The organism is Maribacter spongiicola (assembly GCF_004364165.1).
Lineage (GTDB): Bacteria > Bacteroidota > Bacteroidia > Flavobacteriales > Flavobacteriaceae > Maribacter > Maribacter spongiicola.
Window position 1 is genome coordinate 483,050 of sequence record NZ_SOAY01000011.1, and the last position, 20,060, is coordinate 503,109.

The following is a 20,060-nucleotide window of genomic DNA, read 5'->3' on the forward strand; positions in this document are numbered from 1 at the left end:
AAGATTTATTCTTAGGGCTTTTTGTTTACTTTAAAATCGTTTGATTAGAAGCTACTATTTCATTTTAGTTTGATAATCTACAATGAACTTCTTCATCATGCCTTGTAATTCTATTTTATCTTTTTTGCTCATTTTAATAATATTAAGCCAAGCGGTGCCAATGTTTTTAGGAGCAAAAGTTGAAAAGTTTTTGATGACCACCAAGCCCTTTTCTTTCGGATAAAATGTGAGTCCCTTTTTTGTGATTTTTATATTATTAGCGTCCATTTTTAGAACAGGAAATGTTAGCTGCATTGCATGTTGAATTTCATTATAGAAATAAACATTTTCTTGTGTAGCATTAATTTTTGCGTAATAATTTCTATTGCTTTCACTGTGTTCTTCTATATAAGTATTGATTGCTTCTACTTGAGTTTGTAATTCTTGAGCGTTACTTGTTTTTACAAATGCGACTATCAAGACAATAGCTAAAAGTACTTTTTTATACATGATGATTTATGGTTTAAGTTGGATTCAATAAACGTTTATGAGGTTATTTTGTTGTTTTAATTACAGTTGAGGTTATAATTTGATTTTGGCTGATTGGTGTGTGATTTATTATTTTAAACTGATTTGTATGATTAGTTTTTTTCTTTCAATTTCAACAATACCTCTTTTCCATGTTCGTTATCAGGATTTAACGCTATAGATTTCTCATACATTTCTATGGCTTCCGTTTTTTTATCTGCGATCAATAACGCTTCACCATAACTGTCATAAGCATTTGCACTATTAGGAAATAATAAGGTAGTTGTTTTAAATATGTCTAGAGCCTTGTCTAGTTCTTGAGTTTGTAAAAATGAATATCCTAAAGTATTTAAATCATGTTCTGAACGATTATGAACCTTAGTTTCAATTGATAACTCAATAGCATTGCCTAGCGCCTTGTGTAAAACTACATTTTGTTGACTTTTATCTAATGTTTCTGAATAGGCTTTAATAATGGCGTTGATAACTAATGCAGGATTATCATTAAATACAGCATGGCTGCTGCCTTCAGCTATAATATTAGTTACGTTATTGTTTTTCTCGCCTAAATCTACATGTACTTTTTTCCATCTCTCGGAATATTCTTTTGGATATACTGGAGCAGATTTATCAGGAAAAATATTGGTAACGGGAATGTTATCAGGAAACTGTGTGTTTCTTAATGAACGCATAATTTCGTTGTAATTGAAATTTAAGTAATAATCGCCAGTACCTTTTGGTATGGTGTTGATGTCTACAAACTTGTCTCTCATCGCTAAGAAATCATCGTTCCAGAAATCACTAAGAGTTGCATCTATTAAAACAATCGATTTCACTTTCTTTGGATGTTTATTTGCATATAGTAGATTGTATTGTCCGCCGTAGGAATGGGATACCAAAATAATATCATCACCGTACCCTAATTTTGCAAGTCCGGTTTCAAGCTCTTTTATTCCGTTTTCAATTCCGAAATCTGAATCATTTTTTAATGCCGAATTCAATTCACTCTGTCCAAAACCTGATCGGTCATAGGTGATTAATGTAGTACCAGTAACTTTATGTATTCTTTCTAAAATAGAAGTCCAAACAGAACTATCATCGCCACCACCAGCTTCAAAAAGAATAGGAGTTCCGACACCTTTCATTATATTGAAATGCATGTTGTAACCACCGATATCTACTGGTGTATCTATAGCTTGTGAATGCATAGTTAACGATATGGAGAAAATTACTAAGAAGGTAAAATAGAACTGTTTCATTTTTGGTTCGTGTTTAGTTCTGGTAATTTACATTATTTCAGCAGTAAAGTAGCGTAGTGGTAGGTAAAGAATATATGAATTTTAAACCTTGTTAAAATTGGGGATAGAAAGAATTTTATGTTTTGCTCAAAAGTCTGTAATACTTTTTAATTTGTTGATAGCCGTCACTTAAGCGTTCTCTTTGAAGTCAATTTTTCAATTCCATTTATTGTTTTGTACTTTTTTACCCAAAGTCCGTCTTTATTGTATTTAAATCTGAATTTTTCAATTTGAAACAAAGATGGTGCACCTATAATCGGAATTGGGAAAGTCTTTTCTGGAATATATTCGCGTTTTATTTCAATAACATTATTATTTGAATCATATCTATATCTATTAATTTCTATTTCCTGTACTAAAGAGTCTTTGGTATTTAAGTATTCAGAATATGCCATTTCTTTTGTTTTATTGCCAATAGCATCATATTCAAAGACCTCTTTATACGGAAGGAAACCAAATTCTTGAGTTCTTTCAACTATTCTTGGCTTCCCGAATTCATTAAAGTCTGAATATATTTCAATAGCACCTAAACTATGTTTTTTAACTAATAAACTATCTTGAAAATATAGTAGTTCATTTTCTATGGTATCATTGATTATGCCTTGATTTATGTCAAAAGTTCTGATTGTCCACTTTTCGTTTCCATCGTAAAAATATTTCCATTTACTTCTCAACTCCCTTCTGTAATAAACTTCCTCAACTGTTACAAGTCCGTTCTTCAGAAAACTTTTTGTCTTCCATTTACCCATTTCTAGATTTCTAACCAGATAAGAATCATACTTTTTAAGTTCTTCTCTTTCGTTTTTTTGACAGAATAAATAACCTGAGATTAAACAGAAGATTATATATGGTAGAGTTTTTTTCATAATCGGTTAAAATGGCTGAGCTTGAATGTTTGTTAAACAGTTTCAAGATAAGATAATCAGGTTATCCAAAGAGATAATAAATGAGAGATATTAAGAGCTCAGGCTAGAAACAAGTGTACTTAACTTGTTTAACGCTCACGACCGTTAACTCGATTGCCAATAGCGCTTTTATCCATTTTTTATTCCTTCATATATTATTTTACAAACTGATTTAAATTCAACACCTCAATTCGGTCAGATTTTTATTGAGAAAGTCCGCAGTTTTTTAAATGGGTTTTAAGCTAGTGTTTTATATTAAGGCATAAATGAACGCTTCCTCTTTATTACCTCCTTTTTCTAACGTTATTTCAGTTTTTATTCTTTGATATGCTATTCCTTCAAAATCATCTAATTCCTTCCAATGCTGGTCTAAATTATCAGAGTAAAATATATATCCTTTTATTTTTTCTATTTTGTTTTCAAGCCTTATCCCTGGAAAACCCATTTCCGAGCCCCAGCCTTCTTTAAATAACTCTCCTAAAACATATCCTTTTTTCCAATTCCCTCCTATTTTTTTCAATATATGTTCATTGGGTTTTTCAGGTCCTAAAGTTCCATAAACAAATAGCTTTTGCATTATCAATATCTTTTTAAAATTTTTAGATGTTTTTCAATTCCATAAACGTGCTCAAGCATTATTGGCAACAAATAAATATATGGGAAGTAGGGCAGAAAACAAGCAATTATTTTCGGTTTAGCCCGATGCCCGTATTGTTTATAGGTTTCCTAAGTTAGTATTCTGTTATCTTTTATGGTTTAACAAAAGAACAAAAGAGCAGAGTAAGGTTATTATAGGTTTAGGAACTTCAGATTCCGTCAACAAAGAAAATCCCTGCTCTTTTACTATTCAAATACAATCAGTTCATTAGGTCATTGGAACCTGTTTCTAGGATGATGTATAGCATTAGTGTTTGTTCTTTGTTGTGCTTAGTGTTTTTTTGCGTTCAGATTAAATTCCTTTATCGCAAAGTAGCATCTTTCACAGACCAATTTAATTTTAGCAAATTCCATAGATTCATCACTCCATCCGTCCGTTTTAAGACGTTCTCTTTCGCATTCCTCACACCAAGCTTGGAGGTCATCATCTTCGTTCAATTCCATTCCACGATACGTGTCAAAAGCTTCTTCAAATCCAGTTTTATATTCCGTATTCAAGTGTTGACAAATAAATGCTTTCCGTAATTTTCCGTGCGCACTACATTCTATTAATTCACTTTCAATTTTTTCGACTTCTTCTTTTGATATTTGTTCGGTTAATAAAAAGTACACTTCTAAATGGTCAGAAATAACACGATAAGTACCAATTCCTCCAATTATGTCAAAAGCTATTGATGTTAATTCCCAACCTGTATATTTATCTCCATCGAAGTGCGCATTGATAAGATTTTCATATTTCTTTTTTTCTCCGAGTTCTTTAATCTTTAGTGTCCGAAATTTTCTCGGTTCAACAGAGTCTTCATTTGCCCAAGCCCACATCCAAGTGTTTGTATTCTGAGAAAATGTACCAACAGGAATATATAGAAAGTATATTTCTTTGTCGTCACTATACAATTTTAGTGTTTCGCTCGATTGATTATAAAACCAGCTAGCGTAGTTATCGGTGTCAAATTTCTCTCTAAAATCGGGTTGAATAGCAGAAAGTTTATCTACCGCCTTTTGAGCGTATTTTACGTATTTCAAAGGTCTAAATATCAATAGAATTTCGTTTTTTCAACATTAAGCACAACGGTCTAGTATAAGAATAGTAGCGGTTTTAGAAGCACAACCCTTTTCGTTTACGACCATTTGTAAATATAAAAAAAGCGACTTTGGTAAAGCACCCAAGCCGCTATTAATTTTATACATTGTTGTGGCACTTTTTTTATCCGTACACAGCGTCTTTAGCTGTTTCTCGGTTCGTTTCCAAGTCCGATTTTACGCTTTCTAATTTCATTCCGATTGTCATTAATGCAACTTTTCCAAGTGGTAATCGAAGTGTTGGATTTTCTGAATTTACCAAGGCTATAATTGCTTTTGATGCTTTAATTGGGTCGCCTTCCTGTTTTCCGTCAACTCCTTTTAATTTGGTTCTAAATGCTCCTGCTGTATCGGAATAATCGTCAATTACAGTTGAAGCTTGTCCAAGTCCATTTCCAGCAAAATTTGTGCGGAATGGTCCGGGTTCAATTATGGAAACCTTTATGCCTAAAGGTGCAACTTCTTGTGCCAAAGCCTCGCTAAAACCTTCTAAAGCAAATTTGCTTGCATTGTAAATACCAAAACCTGCAAATGCCTTAATTCCTCCGTGCGAAGAAATCTGAACAATGTTGCCACTCTTTTCCTTGCGCATATATGGCAAAACGGTCTGTGTCATTTTTAGAGTTCCAAAAAAGTTAGGTTCAAAGACAGTTCTAACCTCTTTTAATGATGTTTCTTCAACTGCACCAACAAATCCCATTCCTGCGTTGTTGACTAAAACATCAATTTTTCCGTATTCGGAAATAATATTTTTGATGTTTTCCTCGATGCTCTTTTCATTGGTAATGTCCAATAAAATTGCTTTTGCGTTTTTAGTATTGCTTTTATTGAATTCGTCAACTTGCGATTGGTGGCGGAAAGTACCAATAACAAAATCGTCTTTTTCAATTACGGATTCGGCAAGTGCTTTTCCCAATCCGCTCGATATTCCTGTGATTAGCCATATTTTATTTTTCATAATTATATTGTTTTTTGATATTTGATAAAAGTGTTTTTTGAAAATTGCTAATGGTTGTTTCCATTGTTTCCCTGTTTTTGTCTTGAACTTTAAAAACAGCATCAAAGCTAACTTTGTAGCTATTTGTTTTAAATGGGATTATTTTTATTGTTGCCTTGTAGCCTGATATTGGCATTGGTGTTTCTAACATTTCATAAACTATGATATGTTTTTCATTATCCAATTTTGTTACCTTTTCTACAACTTCTAATCCATTGGATTTTAAGGTCAACGTAATAACAGAGCCTTTGCCATTTCCAACCATTGCAGTTTTTGAAATAATTTCTGGAACCAATTTGTCTAAATTAGCAAGGTTTGAAATTGCAGTCCAAACTTCGTCCATATTCCTTGTCATTTCAATATCGTTTGTTACTTTGACTTTATTAAAAGTTTGTCCATTTACAAAGCTTGTGGCACAAACGATAACGATTGATAAAAATATAATCTTATACTTGTCCATAGTTCATAGCTTTTTTGACTGTTCCTAATTGGAAATACGTAATTACCGCAAATAATAGGGTTGGCAACAACCATATGCCATTACCAATAAAATCGTGTGCAATGTGAAAAGCCACAATATTAAAAATTACAGGTAAAAGCAAAAGCCAACCTAAAAATCTGGTTTTAGGAACAATTAGTAAAATTCCTCCAACAATTTCACCAATGGCGACTACCACGAATAAATAGGAAGTGAACATTGCACCCATAAAAGCTTGTGCTGTTGGGTCTACTGGTGGTTCTACTGGTATGAAACCGAAGAATTTGTTGAGTCCGAAGATTACCATTAAGATTGCCAAGAACACAATTGAGATATTTTGAATTGTATTTTTCATTGTTTTATTTTTTTAAAGCGTTAATAATTTCTGAAACTTCTACTCGATTTCTGTAATCGCCACCTAAAGATTTTGCAAAAGAGACAGTTGCATCTTTTTCGATAACAAATACAGCTGGAATTGGCAATTCTCTCGAATCGTCAGAATAATGTGCATCAAAGTCAAAGCCGAGTTCGGTCATTGTATTTACTGGTGCATCTGCATTTTTGAAAACAGTTGTATATTTTCTTGCAACAATATTTCCATTATCGCTCAAAACCTTAAAATCAAGTTCGTTCTTTTCCTTTACGTTTAAAGATTCATCAGGTGTTTGTGGTGAAATGGCAACTAATTCTGCACCTAAATCGTGAATTTTAGTTAATGATTTTTGATAGTGAGCTAATTGAAGATTGCAATAGGGACACCAAGAACCTCTGTAAAAAGTAATTACAACCTTGCCATTTTTAAGTAATTCTGAAAGTTTTGTTGTTTTATCCGTTGCGTTTGAAAGTGCAAAATCTGGTGCTTTATCGCCAACTTGTAATTTCAAAATGGAATTATGGTTGTATTGTAGTTTCTCCGCATCTTGGTCGAAAACGCCCAAAGCATCTTTAGGAAGCATTGTTCCTAAATTTGTACGTAAATCTTTTAGGTTTTCTTGGTAAGAATTTGTTTCTGTGTTCATTTTTCTTTGTTTGATATGAAGCCAAAATTGACTTTACAAAGGTGTGGCAATGTGCCAACTTTAAAAATGAACTGGTTTAGGAAATACTCTTGAACTAGATTAAGTTTTTGAAGTAAGGTTTTTTCTGATTTTAGATAGAAACTCTGGTGTAAACCCTAAATAGGAAGCTATAACCTTTTGAGGAACTCGTTTTACAATATTTGGATAGCGTTCCAAAATTTCCAAATAACGTTCTTCTGCGGTCATACTCAAATTGGATAACGCTCTTTTTCTAGAAAAAGCAAATGCTCTTTCAGTTGTGATTCTAAAATATTCGCTCAATCCGTGAATCTCTTTGCAAAGACCTTCAATATCGTCATAAGTCATTTGAAAAATGGTAGAATCTTCTAAAGCCTCAACAAATAGCGTGGCGGGTGTTTGGGTAATGTAGCTGTAAAAATCGCTCACGAACCAATCTTCAATCGCAATTTGTACCGTGTGTTCTTTTCCCTCGTTGTCAATAAAGTAAGAGCGAAACGAGCCTTTCACGACATAATTCCGATATTGGCAAACGTAATTTGGTTGGTCAATAAATTGACGTTTTTTGATTTTGGTCGTTCGGATTATTCCAATAAGTTTTTCCGTTTCCTCTTCGTTCAGAGTAACGTATTTACTTATGTTTTCTAATATGTTTTTGTATTGTTCCAATGTTTTTTAAATGTTCGTTAAGGGACATAGTTTACACAAGTTAAAGATTAGGGTTTACACTAAATTAATTTCTAATCTTGTTGCTTGTTCTTTATTTCTTAAATTGTTTTCATCAAAGAAACCTAAAAATACGTTTCTATAAAATACCCTCCAAATACCGTTTCCCATTTCTTGAACACCTACATATTTGCCCATTAACGAAGCTGTTACGTATACCCAGTAATATGATTTCCATCTGATAGATCCATTCTGTGTTACTTTAAGAACTTTGTATTTGGCATCATAGTGAAAGTCAGGTATTCTTTCCAGGTCTTGTAGAAAAGTCGTGCATATCGGCAGGTGTCTTCATGTTCAAAGCTTCATGAGGCCTTATGTTGTTATACTCCTTTACAAAGTGGTTCAAACGTCTTTGTTGTGCTTTTAGGTCATAAGCGGAAGGTTTTGCACAAGCGGCTTTTAGATCTCGGTGCATGCGTTCATGTCTACCGTTTTGTTCTGGATGTGCAGGATCAGAAAAGACAGGAGAAATTCCCAGTTCTATAAACCAATAGGAGAGCTGGGTAAAACGTTGAATGGTACGCACGGAACCAAAAGGACTACCATTGTCGGTATGTATTTGCCTAGGTATCCCGTATGTTCTGAATACCCTTGTGAACTCGGCCTTTGCAGACTTTAGATTTTCATGATAATGACCTTTGGCAGTGAACAGGAACCGGCTTTTGGAGTCTGCGATCGTGAGTGGATGACAGTATATTTTATTGCCCATTAAAAACTTTCCCTTATAATCTGCGCTCCACACTTCATTACAGTGTTCAGGGTCGAAAATCGGGTATACCGGTTTTACTCTTCGCATCCGTTTTTGTGGACAAACCAAACCATTATTTTTTAAGATTTTATGAACCGTGACCACAGAGGGGACTTCTTGAGCCGTAAAATCTTTAAACAACAGTTCCCTTAATTTTTTGGCTCCCCAATGCCTGTGTTTTTTCTTGAGTTTTAGAATACCCTCAATGATATTCTGACCGGTTGCATTAGGATGTTTCCCGGGCGCTCTGGACCGCTCTTTTAATGCCTCAAAACCTTGTTCCTCGAACCTGCTTATCAACTTATATGCCGTTGGCCTTGAGATTTTAAAGCTTTTGCATAATTCTGTAATGGTGTATTTTCCTGTACGCCATTCACAGATAAATTCAATTTTTTGTTCCATAGTCGTTGTTTCTTTCCAAGGCATAATAATTTGATTTTATTCTCAAATTATAACCTTAAAAGTGTAAACTATGTAACTTTAACTTTGTAAAGGATGTCCCTTTAACATACCCCATTGAAGATAACGGTTGAGCTATGAACAGTACGGGAGCAAACTAGCGTTTGCTTTCCGCCACGCACAAAGCGAAATCTTTTGGTTTGTTTTATTTTTTTTTGTGTCAAAGCGAAATCCCAAAGATTTCGCGACATTATAAATGTACTCAGACCTTGGCGTTTAAAACCCAAACCCGTATTGTTTATAGGTTTTGTTGTAACCAGTTTTATTCCAGAGTGCTAATTAAATCCGAGTATAATTTCCATTCTTTATCCTCAATTATTTTGTACTCAAATTCTCTTTGGTTCCCATTCTCTTTGATAAATTCCAAAAGTCCAACTGCACCCTCTTTTTCATTTGTAACAATATTAAAGACTCTCTCTTCGTTGAAGGTTGTACGACCAACATAGTAATTGGATATCTTGTTTTGCGTCAAGTTATTTTCAATAAACATTTCAAAATTGTCAAGAACCTCCAATTCATCTTCCGAGGGTAATTTAGAGGCATCTTCAATGGCGTATTTTGTTTTGATTTCAATGAAATAAAAGAATTCTTCTTTATGAGGAAACCTTTCGAATGCTTTATTTGCAACAATTAGTTTAGGTACGCCGTCAATTATTAAATCGTTTGTGCCATATTCTTCAGGAACTACATAAGTATCTCTTTCTATTGGTTGGTTTTTGTCAGCATTACCAACATCAAATCCATCGTATGACGTTACATTGAATTCGTCTGCAACTGCATATAGACTTTTATTCAGTTCGAATAATGAATTTGCATCATGAATTTCAATTCTTTCCATATGCAACCAGTATTCTCCTGTATCATCTGGATAAATGTGAACATATTCAAATCCGTCTTTTTTTAAATGTTCCGATACTTTTTCTAATTGTTTTGGCTCAACATTAGTGAAGAAATACCCATATAACATTTTGATGTCCGTATCAACTCCGTTTGAGTGCATGTTTGTATACATTTCTTGGACTTTCTCGAATGTAATCATATTGGAATTCTGTTTGTTTTGTGATTTTCCTTTACAAGAAGTTAGAAGAATTGTAATTAGTAGTAGAATTATTTGTTTGGTCATTCTTATAGCTTGAAGGCTTGTTTAAATTGGTTACAACAATTGTATAAAGTAACAAGTTACTTTATATCTATTTTATCCGTAATGTAAGAAATTGAAAAAACAAAAGAAATATTTACTTCATCAAATTGATTTCAGCAATACTTTTTATTCTATTTCGCTCTAAGAAAGCGTCAATAGTTTCAAAGTGTTCAATAACACGTTGTTCTTTAAATTCAAACACTTTTTGTGATAAACCTTGGAGAAAATCTCTATCGTGAGAAACTAATATAAGTGTACCATCAAACGTAGATAAGGCTTCTTTAAGTACATCTTTAGATTTCAAATCTAAGTGGTTGGTTGGCTCATCTAATATTAAAAGGTTTACGGGTTCTAGCAATAGTTTCACCATTGCCAATCGCGTTTTTTCTCCGCCGGAGAGCATGCTTACCTTTTTATCGATATCATCACCACTAAACATAAAACGACCTAGAATATTCTTAATTTGGTTACGAATATCCCCAAAAGCAACTTCATCTACTGTTTGAAAGATGGTTAAGTCAGGATCTAGCAATGACGCTTGATTTTGGGCAAAGTATCCGACTTTTACATTATGACCAAGTTGGTAGGTGCCTTCTACGGGAATTTCGCCCAGGATGGCTTTTATCATGGTAGATTTCCCTTCACCGTTTCTGCCTACAAAAGATACTTTTTCCCCTCTTGCAATAGACATATTGGCATCTTTAAAAACCACATGTTGATCATAAGATTTAGAAATATCTTTGACTGTTACAGGGTAATCACCTGAACGTGGTGCTGGTGGAAAACGTAATTTCAATGAAGAGGTATCGATTTCATCTATCTCTATAATTTCAAGCTTTTCTAACATGCGCTCTCGCGATGTAACCTGATTGGTTTTTGAGTAGGTACCCTTAAACCGTTCTATAAATGCCATATTATCGGCAATGAACTTTTGCTGCTCTTGGTATGCTTTTATTTGATGAGACCTGCGATCTTCTCGTAATTGTAGATAATGGCTGTAGTTTGCCTTATAATCATAAATACGCCCCATAGTTACTTCTATGGTGCGGTTGGTAATATTATCAATAAACGCCCTATCATGAGAAATCACCATTACGGCATTGGCTTTATTCAACAAAAAGTCTTCTAACCAAATTACCGATTCTATATCAATATGGTTTGTTGGCTCATCTAACAGAATTAAATCTGGTTTTTGTAGTAGAATTTTTGCCAATTCTATACGCATACGCCAACCTCCACTAAACTCATTGGTTTGTCTGGTGAAATCTTCTTGTCTAAAACCTAATCCCTTTAATGCCTTTTCTACTTCTGCATCATAATTAACTTCATCAAGTGCATAATATTTTTCGCCAAGATCAGATACTTTTTCAATGATGCTCATATAGGCATCACTCTCATAGTCTGTTCTAGTCTCCAGTTCTTTGTTCAGCTTGTCCATTTCATCGCGCATGCTAAAAACATGCTTAAATGCTTTGGCTGCTTCTTCAAAAACAGTGCAATTATCTTCTGTTAATAAGTGTTGTGGTAAATACGCGATAACCGCATCTTTGGGTACACGAACATTGCCTCGCGTACCTTTTTGCTCACCAGCGATAATTTTCATCATGGTAGATTTACCTGCTCCGTTTTTACCCATTAGGGCTATTTTATCGGTTGGGTTTATTACAAAAGATACGTCACTAAATAGGTTAGTGCCACTGAATTCAACGGCTAGGTTATCTACTGAAATCATGCTATATATTTAAAATGCAAAACTAATAATAAGTTGTGGTGCTTGTTACTAACTGCATTAAAAAGTTATAACCGTTCTAACCAAAAAGCTACTTCTTAGGTACTGGTCTTGTTGCTTAACCAATTATAAATTAAAAGTACTACTGCCAATAATAGAAGTAGGTGAATTAGTGCTCCCATAACTTTAAATACAACGAAACCTAATACCCAACTTATGACCAACGCGGCGATTAAAAAGTATACTATATTTTTCATGTTTATTTATTTAAGGTCCAGTTCATAATTTCATCGTGAATCTCTTGTTCAGATTTCTTTCTTCTTTTTGCAATAGCGCTTATTTGGGCTTCAACCCCATCTAGCTCTCCGTTATCATCTATATCTTGTGTTTCAGGAAAATTCGCCAAATATTCATCTTTTACTGCCATCCATTGCTTTTCTATATGTAAATCATATTTAGATGTTGCTACTCCGCCATTATTTACGGGTTCATCAAAGGTTTCATTTAAATCTTCGTTTTGAGATATTCCTTTATTTTGAGGAGTATCATTTTCTAGTCCCCCAGTACTTTTTGTTTTGTGAATGCTTTTATCTTCTGTAATCATCTGTATATTTTTAATTATTACTACTAACAGCAAGGTAGCAACACGATCAGATATAGATTTGCTCTAATATTACATTAATTGACCGTATAAAATTGAAGGAGTAAAATGATGATATAATCGAAGGAGTGGGAATTAATTAGTTAATGCCTTTTTTTTTGACTTTAAGCATTTTTGCCGCAGAGGTGTAACCGCCTTCGGTACCATCAACAAAATGAGAGTGACTGGTTTTTCTATCCAATACGTAACAAGACATTACAGAGGCGTGCGTTACATGAATACCATATACTATTTTATGCTCGCTTTCTAATTGGTTTAGATAATCTACAAACAGATCTATATTGTCTTGTTCAGCAGTAAAAATCGTATTGATCATACCATCTAACATAAATGAATGCGATAACTGACCAACTTGTTTCAGATATTGTTTTCCGCTTTTAGAGAGGCTAAAGTATAGCCGGCCAATGTTGGTTATAATCCAGTTTTTAACAAAGTAATACCAATTTTTATCCGCAAGGCTTACGCGCATTTCTTCCCATATTTTAAACAGGCTGGCATCAAGTTTTAGACGTTCACTTTTTATAGGTTGCCTTTCGGTAAAGGTTCCGAAAATGTCATCCATCTTCCTTAAAATGGCTCTATAATTGTCTCTTTGAAATTCTTCTTCGGTGGCTTCTAATAATAAACAGACCACCTTAGCTCGATTTAGTTCGGGGTTTACTTCTTCCCATCTGCATTCCATACCTTCTAAGTTCAAAAGGTTTTTATTAAAGTTTGAAATAGTAGGGGCTATAAAGTTCGATTTTATAATTTTTTCAGCTTTATGTAAACCGTTGCCCAAAATTATAGGTATTGTTAGCCGTTCGGTAAGTTGGTGTTTTGCTATTTTAAGATGACAATTTTCCGTTACAAGGTCTTTAACCGAAACATGACCAACTCTTAATACCAAATTGGTTTTTCTTTTAATATGTACGCTATAGTTGTTTAGTACCGCAATTACGTTGTTAAGTAGGGCGGTCGGTACTAAAAAAGTAGCGCCATCCCCACCAAAGAAATAGGGAATCTCTATATAGTGTTTAAATTTGCGAACGGTGTTCAATACAGAAATAATACTACCGGTAGCCGTTAAATTTACCTGGTGATGATTACCATTTTGTACTGCCTGGGTAGAGTTTTGTATGTCAACAACTACCACATGCCAAGAAATTGGCACATCTGTAAACGCAGCTTCTTTTTCTAGTAAATCTACCAGTGGTTTTTTAGACTTCCTTAGCTCAGTGTAGAATTTGGTATTTTTCATTTGCTAGTTAGCAAGTCGAATTTTCTAAGTGAAATTACAAGTTTATTCTCGTATTTAGTACAAATTTAAATGCACGTGTTAATTATATGATCTAATTGTTAATCGAAATAGTGCTTTGCTTACTTGTGAATGCCTATAATACTCCACATTAGGTGTTTTACCTTCAGATGTTTTTTACATGAGATTTTCTCCTTCGGATAAAACAGGTATTTTAAATTTGAATTGAGAATACGTGTGTAAACTTTATCATATAGTATTAGTCCGGATAACATACTCCTTTAACGGCAATACTTCTTGTGGCAAGTCTGGTGAAAATTGATGTTTTTTCTAAAGATGAAATAGTTGGATGGTAGTAGGTATTTAAATGCTGCATGCTGCCAGTGTAATTATTGAGCGTAATTTTTGGGTAAGTAGAAGCACCATAAGTAGACAATACAATCCTCAAAATTCTTCATCTCAAACCTACCTACTTTTTATGGCTACTTAAATTCTCAATAGAGTTAATTGGCTTTTGGCATACTACCTATTTTTGCATGGTTGGTAAACAATATTTCTTTTCTTCTTTTATGCATTTTCAAATACGTTAGGAAATATTTCTTAGAAATGTTCATCACCAAATTTAGATAGCAAAAAGGTATATAGACTGAGACCAAACAATAACTTTAAGAGAGTATTATACTTATTTATTTTACATCAATTTGATAAACAACTACATGCGTTCAAAAATCATATTCTTAATATTCCTTATAGGTCACTGTACCATTTTTTCGCAAAATGCAGATGAGCTAAAGCCGAATTCGAAAAACGAGGTGTCTCACTCTTTCTATATTACTTCTAACGTAGGAAATGTTTCATTAGAAGAGGCAAAGAAAGTATTAAATGAAATTAATACGGCTTCTAAGAACGATAGCAATGCAACTTTGCTGCTTATTGGCAACGTTGTCAATAAGGATGGTTTTTCTGCAAAAGAGAAGCATCAATATGCAACTAAAGCGTATTTGAAACCTTTAATGCAATTATGGGATGATTTTAATGGTAGCGTTATTTTAACGCCCGGAGAAAATGAATGGTTAAAAGGAGCACCACAAAGTATTGATGATTTAGAATCTTTCTTGCAAGATAATAGCAAAGCTAAATTTTGGCCCAACGATGGCTGCCCCTTAGAACGAGAAACTATAAATGATGATGTTGTTTTAGAAATGGTCGATTCTCAATGGTTTTTAGAAGATTGGGATCATCACCCATATATCAATCAAAAATGTGAAATTAAGACCAGAGATCAATTTTTTGCGGAGTTTAAAGATGACCTAAAAGATAGCCAAGGCAAAACTGTGATTGTAGCAGTTTATCAGCCTGTAATGAGCAATACCAAAATTTCTATGGCGAACAAAATGGGTGGGTTTACTCCAGAGTCATATCAAAACAAAGAAAATAGAAATTTACGAGGTCGATTAGAAACCATAGCAAGTCAGTTTAATGATGTCATATTTGTTTCAGGTAAAGACCGAAATTTACAGTATTTAGAAGATGATGGTATTCCTCAAATTATTAGCGGTGCAGTAGGCAAAACAGAAAAGGCAAGAGCACCTAAAGAAGAACATTTTGAATCTAGTGCCAATGGGTATGCCAAGTTAACCGTTTATAAAGATGGTAGTACCGAAGTTGATTTAGTTGAAATAGAAAATGGAGCATCAGAAGTTGCTTTTACCAAAAAGATTAAAAGAGAGCGCCTTTCTTTAGACGATGTTTCTTATCCTAATAAAATAAATGCAACTACAGCAAAGGCTTCTATTTATACGAAAGAAGAGACTGAGAAAAAAGGATTCTATAAATGGATGTGGGGCGATCACTATAGAAATCTTTACAGTAAAGAGATTGAAGCGCCGGTATTACAAATAGATGCGCTGCCCAATAATGTAAGACCAATTTCTGAAGGTGGTGGTACGCAATCAAGATCATTAAGGTTTATCGATGACAATGAGAATGAATATACCTTACGTGCATTGCGTAAAAGCGCATTACGTTTTCTGCAGACCAATGCCATCAATACTCATTACGTTGAAGATTACCTTGATAATACCGTTGCAGAACGATATTTGATGGATTTTTATACCACAGCACACCCATATGCACAGTTTGCCATGAATGACTTGTCTGAGACGTTAGACGTGCTTCATTCAAACCCAAAAATATATTACGTACCTAAACAAAAAGGATTAGGTATTTATAATAATGATTATGGTGATGCACTATTTATGTTCGAGGAACATGCAGGTGGTGAGAATAAAGACTTTGAAACTTTTGGTAGCCCAGATGATATTATTAGTACTACAGATCTACGTTTTGAGTTGATGGAATCTAAAGATTCATATGTAGATGAGCCAAGTTTTATCCGTGCTCGTTTATTTGATATGCTGGTTGGTAATTGGGATCGCCATCAAGATCAATGGCGTTGGGCACAATTTAAAACAGAAGATGGTAAAAAGAGATACGAAGCCATACCTCGCGATTGGGATCAAGCTTTTCCTAAATATGATGGAACTATTATTGGTATGCTAAAATTCGCATTTCCGTTGCTTCGTAAAATGGAAAGCTATGATGCCGATGTAAAAAATGTAAAATGGTTTAATCTTTCTGGTTACCCGATGGATAAAACTTTTATAAAAAATGCGAAGTGGAACGATTGGAAGAAACAGGTAGATTTTATTCAAGAAAATTTAACTGATGCAGAAATAGATGCCGCTTTTAATACCTTGCCTAAAGCAGCCCAAGACGGTAGTATAGATGAAATTAAAAAGAACTTAAAATCGCGTAGAGATGGTTTACAAAGTATTGCTAAATCTTACTACGAATACTTGAATAATTTCGAAGTTATTATTGGTACAGAAGACGATGATAATTTTTTAATTACTAGAAAACCGAACGGTGAAACAGATATATCTATTTCTAAAGACACTATAGTTTATAAGAATACATACAATGCAGAACAGAACAAAGAGATTTGGGTATATGGTTTAGATGGTAAAGACACGTTTACCGTAGATGGTGATGGAAAAGATTTGATTAATATTAGGATAATAGGAGGAAAGAAAAATGATACCTATGATTTTAAGAATACAAAAAAAGTGAAGCTGTATGATTTTAAGAGCAAGAACAACACCATTGTAAATGTTAACTCAAAAAAATGGCTTACAGATTCTTATGATATTAATACCTATGACTATCAGAAAAGAAAATATAATGAAAACATTGTTTTCCCTAGTATAGGTTTTGATGGTGATACCGGTTTTAGAATCGGACTAAAAGACCGTTTTACAACCTATGGTTTGGCTAATAATCCATTTAAATCGCAACATACCATTGGTGCTGAATATTTCTTTGCCACAAGCGGATTTGCAATCGACTATAATGCAGAATTTGCACAAGTTTTTTATAACTGGAATTTAGGTTTCGATGCACGATATGGGAGTCCTAATTATACGATGAATTATTTCGGTGAGGGTAATGAGTCAACATATGATTCAGATTTAGACCGGGATTTTAATAGGGTGCGTATACGACAATGGAGGATTTCTCCTTATCTAGTTCACAAGAGTGAAAGTAGTAGTTATTATTTTAAATCTACATTAGAATCTTTTGATGTATCTAATGACAACGAACGTTTGGTTGGTCAAGCATTTGCTTCAGATAATGACGTGTATGAGCAGCAATTGTATTTGTCGGGTGAAGTAGGGTATGGGTACAAGAACCAGAATAACCCAGCTTTTCCTAGTCGTGCCATGTCTGTTGATATCGCTGCAGGTTATAAATCTAGTATTAACGGATTTGATAACAGTTTTGCTTATATAAAACCTTCGATAGCTTTGACTTATCCATTGCACCCAAGTGGCATTGCGGTAATCGCTACTAAATTAGCAGGTGAAGCTATTATTGGTGATACCTACGAATTTTACCATGGTGCCGTAATAGGTGGTAACACAAGTTTAAGGGCATATAGAAATGAACGATTTAATGGTAAATCTGCTTTTTACCAAAGTACAGACCTTAGAGTTGGTGTAACACGATTTAAAACTAATTTTATACCGCTACAAATGGGTGTAAGTACTGGGTTTGATTATGGTCGCGTATGGTCAGATAATGATAACGCTACAAAATGGCATAATAATTACGGAGGATCGGTTTGGATATCTGGTTTTAGCGCCTTAACAGGTAATCTAGGTTTCTATCATGGTGGTGATGGCAATAGGCTGGTATTTAGTTTAGGTTTTAACTTCTAATATTAGATATCATTTTTATCCTTATGAGTTTATATGAATTGAATTATTGATTATAAATGTGTTATTTTGCTTTAGGATGTCTGATATTTTTTAAGCTTTTCTTAGAACGTATTTAGTAATAGTTTTGTAAAATAAATTACAAGCGACTATCTAAAGCGATATATATCACCCTTCATGAAATTGACCTTAAATTTTATTACATCTATTTGCTGTGTTTTTATATTCTTTTTAAGCTTTTCTGTCGAGGCTCAGTTGGTGAATATTGAGTCTAAACGTATGCACACCGATTCTTTACGATTTGTTTTAAATAGCGATTTGCTTTTCAACTATACTGATAACAATGGGGAATATATTCTTCAGGTAAGTTCAAATGTTACCACACAGTTTAAGTCTAAGAACCTCAATAGCATTTACTTCTTTATCGGTAATGTAAACCTAATACGATCTAAAGATGAAGATTTTCAGAATTCATATTTTTTACATGCGAGGTTTAATCAAAAGTTGACTAAGGTAATTCGTTTTGAAGCCTTTATTCAAAATCAGAATAATCAAAAATTAACTATATCTGAACGAAATTTATTAGGTGCTGGTTTACGTTTAAAGTTATTCTCAAAAAATGGTTCACTTGCCTATTTTGGAAACTCTTACATTTATGAAATTGAATCTGTAGATGATTCGGATCAGAAATTCTACAATCATAGAAATAGTAGCTATATCTCTTTAAATCAGAATTTTAAAAAGTATAATTTAGATATTACTGGTACTTTTTATTTTCAGCCTTTGTACAAGAATATAAGTAACCATAGAATTCTGAGTCAGTTTAAAGCAGAAATGCCGTTAACAAAAAGAATAAGTTTTTCTGCACTTTATAATTACTCCGTAATCAATTTTAATTCGACTTTAGAAGACAACCGTTCATCTAATGTAAGTTTCGGACTAACGTTGAATTTATAGTAGTTTATGAATAGATTCTATTTAGATCATTTGAGTGATGAACTCAAATAAACTTACCTAGAAAACGAATACTTAAATTATTTCTTTTCCAATTCTAAATATATTTTACCCAAAAACTAGATAATTGTATTTCTGCTTATGTATTGGCAAGGCTTATAGCACAATTTTTTTCAAACCATGAATAAATAAAACGACGCATAAACTGAATAAGTGTAATCTACATTATTCTAAAAAGTGACTCGTGAATTTTCAAATAATTCTGTAAATAAATAGATTTCGGGGGTTCATTTTGAATTGGATTTACTCGTAAATAATTCTACTGCCTGCTTTTTTTAATTAATAATTTAGAAAATCAACCAGTGTCGCATAGATTTTAGAATTTGATTAGGGACCTTTTGAAGACAGATTATGTTCTAAATCGTGTTCACTTTCGTGTTCAAAATGTATTGATACGTAAAATTTGAGCATAAAAAAACGGTCTAACTTTCGCTAAACCGTTAATAATGTGCCTTTTATTCTGTAGCGAGAGGGGGGCACGATCCCCCGACCTCCGGGTTATGAATCCGACGCTCTAACCAACTGAGCTACCTCGCCATATTATTTTTTAAACGGCTGCAAATATAGTGGTAATTTATTTGTTCTTCAACAAAACTTGATGAAAAAAATAATACCCTACATTTATTTTTTTATCATTTAGAAATATATATATTGCCCGCAATAAAGTAGCATGAACATGAGCGATAAAATAAAATTTGAAATAGAGTTTGTAATACAGTCTTCACCACAGATGTTATATCAGTACCTAGCAACACCATCTGGACTGTCAGAATGGTTTGCGGATAATGTAAATTCTAGAGGTGAGAAATTTACTTTTATATGGGACGGAGCTGAAGAAGAAGCTAAGTTGTTAAAAAGAAAAACCGATGAATTCGTGCGTTTTTCTTGGGAAGAGGCAGATGATGATAGCTTTTTTGAGATGAAAATAATTGTTGATGAAATCACTAAAGATGTTTCATTATTTATAACTGACTTTGCTGAAGATGACGAGGTTGAAGAGTCTAAAATGCTTTGGACGAACCAAGTATCTGATTTAAAACAGGTTTTGGGTTCATCATAGAAATACCCTTATTTACAGTATCTTTGAGCCTTAATTTTTTAAGGCTTTT

The 20,060-nt window shown here is 33.5% G+C and carries 22 protein-coding genes and 1 tRNA gene; 3 read left to right on the forward strand and 20 right to left on the reverse strand.

All coding sequences use genetic code 11. The annotated features are described in order from the left end of the window. Window positions 1–54 precede the first annotated feature (54 nt). From CLV90_RS10275 to CLV90_RS10355, 19 genes are all read right to left on the reverse strand, one after another. Window positions 55–489, reverse strand: coding sequence for a hypothetical protein (locus CLV90_RS10275; protein WP_133687396.1), 435 nt, complete (start codon window positions 487–489; stop codon window positions 55–57). Between the two features lie 131 nt (window positions 490–620). Beyond that, complete coding sequence (locus CLV90_RS10280; RefSeq protein ID WP_133687397.1) at window positions 621–1,766, reverse strand: alpha/beta fold hydrolase; 1,146 nt, start codon at window positions 1,764–1,766, stop codon at window positions 621–623. A gap of 164 nt (window positions 1,767–1,930) precedes the next feature. Beyond that, window positions 1,931–2,671, reverse strand: a complete 741-nt coding sequence (locus tag CLV90_RS10285) for a hypothetical protein (RefSeq protein WP_133687398.1) — start codon at window positions 2,669–2,671, stop codon at window positions 1,931–1,933. Between the two features lie 289 nt (window positions 2,672–2,960). Beyond that, on the reverse strand, window positions 2,961–3,287 hold the full coding sequence (locus tag CLV90_RS10290; RefSeq protein ID WP_133687399.1) for a gamma-glutamylcyclotransferase: 327 nt from the start codon (window positions 3,285–3,287) through the stop codon (window positions 2,961–2,963). Between the two features lie 350 nt (window positions 3,288–3,637). Further along, window positions 3,638–4,390 (reverse strand): DUF6882 domain-containing protein, encoded by a 753-nt coding sequence (locus CLV90_RS10295; protein WP_243835367.1) that lies wholly within the window; start codon window positions 4,388–4,390, stop codon window positions 3,638–3,640. 36 nt (window positions 4,391–4,426) lie between these two features. Beyond that, window positions 4,427–4,555, reverse strand: a complete 129-nt coding sequence (locus tag CLV90_RS19540) for a hypothetical protein (RefSeq protein WP_279586548.1) — start codon at window positions 4,553–4,555, stop codon at window positions 4,427–4,429. A gap of 16 nt (window positions 4,556–4,571) precedes the next feature. Further along, complete coding sequence (locus CLV90_RS10300) at window positions 4,572–5,405, reverse strand: oxidoreductase (RefSeq protein WP_133687401.1); 834 nt, start codon at window positions 5,403–5,405, stop codon at window positions 4,572–4,574. Beyond that, the gene (locus CLV90_RS10305) at window positions 5,395–5,904 is read right to left on the reverse strand and encodes an SRPBCC family protein (protein WP_133687402.1); all 510 of its coding nucleotides are present in this window, start codon (window positions 5,902–5,904) and stop codon (window positions 5,395–5,397) included. The genes CLV90_RS10300 and CLV90_RS10305 overlap by 11 nt, the downstream gene beginning before the upstream one ends. Beyond that, the gene (locus CLV90_RS10310) at window positions 5,891–6,277 is read right to left on the reverse strand and encodes a DoxX family membrane protein (RefSeq protein WP_133687403.1); all 387 of its coding nucleotides are present in this window, start codon (window positions 6,275–6,277) and stop codon (window positions 5,891–5,893) included. Before CLV90_RS10310 ends, CLV90_RS10305 begins: the two co-directional genes overlap by 14 nt. A 4-nt stretch (window positions 6,278–6,281) precedes the next feature. Further along, the gene (locus CLV90_RS10315) at window positions 6,282–6,941 is read right to left on the reverse strand and encodes a peroxiredoxin-like family protein (protein ID WP_133687404.1); all 660 of its coding nucleotides are present in this window, start codon (window positions 6,939–6,941) and stop codon (window positions 6,282–6,284) included. A 99-nt stretch (window positions 6,942–7,040) separates the two neighbouring features. After that, window positions 7,041–7,469 (reverse strand): Crp/Fnr family transcriptional regulator, encoded by a 429-nt coding sequence (locus tag CLV90_RS10320; protein ID WP_407943378.1) that lies wholly within the window; start codon window positions 7,467–7,469, stop codon window positions 7,041–7,043. Window positions 7,470–7,682: 213 nt separating this feature from the next. Beyond that, entirely contained in the window at window positions 7,683–7,823 is a 141-nt protein-coding gene (locus tag CLV90_RS19255; protein WP_166638564.1) for a hypothetical protein, read from the reverse strand. A 97-nt stretch (window positions 7,824–7,920) separates the two neighbouring features. After that, window positions 7,921–8,859, reverse strand: a complete 939-nt coding sequence (locus CLV90_RS10325; RefSeq protein WP_133687406.1) for an integrase core domain-containing protein — start codon at window positions 8,857–8,859, stop codon at window positions 7,921–7,923. A gap of 295 nt (window positions 8,860–9,154) precedes the next feature. Then, window positions 9,155–9,931, reverse strand: a complete 777-nt coding sequence (locus CLV90_RS10330) for a DUF695 domain-containing protein (RefSeq protein ID WP_166638565.1) — start codon at window positions 9,929–9,931, stop codon at window positions 9,155–9,157. A 196-nt stretch (window positions 9,932–10,127) separates the two neighbouring features. Continuing rightward, window positions 10,128–11,765, reverse strand: coding sequence for an ABC-F family ATP-binding cassette domain-containing protein (locus CLV90_RS10335; protein WP_133687408.1), 1,638 nt, complete (start codon window positions 11,763–11,765; stop codon window positions 10,128–10,130). A 95-nt stretch (window positions 11,766–11,860) separates the two neighbouring features. Continuing rightward, entirely contained in the window at window positions 11,861–12,019 is a 159-nt protein-coding gene (locus CLV90_RS10340) for a lmo0937 family membrane protein (protein WP_208295119.1), read from the reverse strand. 2 nt (window positions 12,020–12,021) lie between these two features. Beyond that, window positions 12,022–12,366, reverse strand: a complete 345-nt coding sequence (locus tag CLV90_RS10345) for a hypothetical protein (RefSeq protein ID WP_133687409.1) — start codon at window positions 12,364–12,366, stop codon at window positions 12,022–12,024. Window positions 12,367–12,502: 136 nt separating this feature from the next. Next, on the reverse strand, window positions 12,503–13,663 hold the full coding sequence (locus tag CLV90_RS10350; protein WP_133687410.1) for a DUF3095 family protein: 1,161 nt from the start codon (window positions 13,661–13,663) through the stop codon (window positions 12,503–12,505). Window positions 13,664–13,919: 256 nt separating this feature from the next. Beyond that, window positions 13,920–14,108, reverse strand: coding sequence for a hypothetical protein (locus tag CLV90_RS10355; protein ID WP_133687411.1), 189 nt, complete (start codon window positions 14,106–14,108; stop codon window positions 13,920–13,922). A gap of 268 nt (window positions 14,109–14,376) precedes the next feature. Here CLV90_RS10355 and CLV90_RS10360 point away from each other — a divergent pair, with 268 nt between their 5' ends. Both CLV90_RS10360 and CLV90_RS10365 read left to right on the forward strand, forming a co-directional pair. Beyond that, window positions 14,377–17,940: a BamA/TamA family outer membrane protein gene (locus CLV90_RS10360; RefSeq protein ID WP_133687412.1), complete on the forward strand. Its 3,564-nt coding sequence runs from the start codon at window positions 14,377–14,379 to the stop codon at window positions 17,938–17,940. 174 nt (window positions 17,941–18,114) lie between these two features. Next, window positions 18,115–18,894 carry a DUF481 domain-containing protein gene (locus CLV90_RS10365; RefSeq protein ID WP_133687413.1) on the forward strand — a complete coding sequence of 260 codons (780 nt, stop codon included), beginning with the start codon at window positions 18,115–18,117 and terminating at the stop codon, window positions 18,892–18,894. A gap of 520 nt (window positions 18,895–19,414) precedes the next feature. On the opposite strand, the gene CLV90_RS10370 is transcribed toward CLV90_RS10365, so the two are convergent. After that, window positions 19,415–19,488, reverse strand: a tRNA-Met gene (locus CLV90_RS10370). A gap of 139 nt (window positions 19,489–19,627) precedes the next feature. Between CLV90_RS10370 and CLV90_RS10375 the strand changes: the two genes are divergently transcribed. Next, window positions 19,628–20,011 (forward strand): START-like domain-containing protein, encoded by a 384-nt coding sequence (locus tag CLV90_RS10375; RefSeq protein ID WP_133687414.1) that lies wholly within the window; start codon window positions 19,628–19,630, stop codon window positions 20,009–20,011. Window positions 20,012–20,060 lie beyond the last annotated feature (49 nt).

Bases quoted from the DNA above. Each gene is read 5' to 3' on its own strand.
- CLV90_RS10360 (WP_133687412.1), top strand. From the start codon at position 14,377: ATGCGTTCAAAAATCATATTCTTAATATTCCTTATAGGTCACTGTACC.
- CLV90_RS10350 (WP_133687410.1), bottom strand. From the start codon at position 13,663: ATGAAAAATACCAAATTCTACACTGAGCTAAGGAAGTCTAAAAAACCA.
- CLV90_RS10275 (WP_133687396.1), bottom strand. From the start codon at position 489: ATGTATAAAAAAGTACTTTTAGCTATTGTCTTGATAGTCGCATTTGTA.
- CLV90_RS10305 (WP_133687402.1), bottom strand. From the start codon at position 5,904: ATGGACAAGTATAAGATTATATTTTTATCAATCGTTATCGTTTGTGCC.
- CLV90_RS10340 (WP_208295119.1), bottom strand. From the start codon at position 12,019: ATGAAAAATATAGTATACTTTTTAATCGCCGCGTTGGTCATAAGTTGG.
- CLV90_RS10285 (WP_133687398.1), bottom strand. From the start codon at position 2,671: ATGAAAAAAACTCTACCATATATAATCTTCTGTTTAATCTCAGGTTAT.
- CLV90_RS10330 (WP_166638565.1), bottom strand. From the start codon at position 9,931: ATGATTACATTCGAGAAAGTCCAAGAAATGTATACAAACATGCACTCA.
- CLV90_RS10300 (WP_133687401.1), bottom strand. From the start codon at position 5,405: ATGAAAAATAAAATATGGCTAATCACAGGAATATCGAGCGGATTGGGA.
- CLV90_RS10335 (WP_133687408.1), bottom strand. From the start codon at position 11,765: ATGATTTCAGTAGATAACCTAGCCGTTGAATTCAGTGGCACTAACCTA.
- CLV90_RS10280 (WP_133687397.1), bottom strand. From the start codon at position 1,766: ATGAAACAGTTCTATTTTACCTTCTTAGTAATTTTCTCCATATCGTTA.
- CLV90_RS10325 (WP_133687406.1), bottom strand. From the start codon at position 8,859: ATGCCTTGGAAAGAAACAACGACTATGGAACAAAAAATTGAATTTATC.
- CLV90_RS10315 (WP_133687404.1), bottom strand. From the start codon at position 6,941: ATGAACACAGAAACAAATTCTTACCAAGAAAACCTAAAAGATTTACGT.
- CLV90_RS10290 (WP_133687399.1), bottom strand. From the start codon at position 3,287: ATGCAAAAGCTATTTGTTTATGGAACTTTAGGACCTGAAAAACCCAAT.
- CLV90_RS10365 (WP_133687413.1), top strand. From the start codon at position 18,115: ATGAAATTGACCTTAAATTTTATTACATCTATTTGCTGTGTTTTTATA.
- CLV90_RS10345 (WP_133687409.1), bottom strand. From the start codon at position 12,366: ATGATTACAGAAGATAAAAGCATTCACAAAACAAAAAGTACTGGGGGA.
- CLV90_RS19255 (WP_166638564.1), bottom strand. From the start codon at position 7,823: ATGGGCAAATATGTAGGTGTTCAAGAAATGGGAAACGGTATTTGGAGG.
- CLV90_RS10375 (WP_133687414.1), top strand. From the start codon at position 19,628: ATGAGCGATAAAATAAAATTTGAAATAGAGTTTGTAATACAGTCTTCA.
- CLV90_RS19540 (WP_279586548.1), bottom strand. From the start codon at position 4,555: ATGTATAAAATTAATAGCGGCTTGGGTGCTTTACCAAAGTCGCTTTTT.
- CLV90_RS10310 (WP_133687403.1), bottom strand. From the start codon at position 6,277: ATGAAAAATACAATTCAAAATATCTCAATTGTGTTCTTGGCAATCTTA.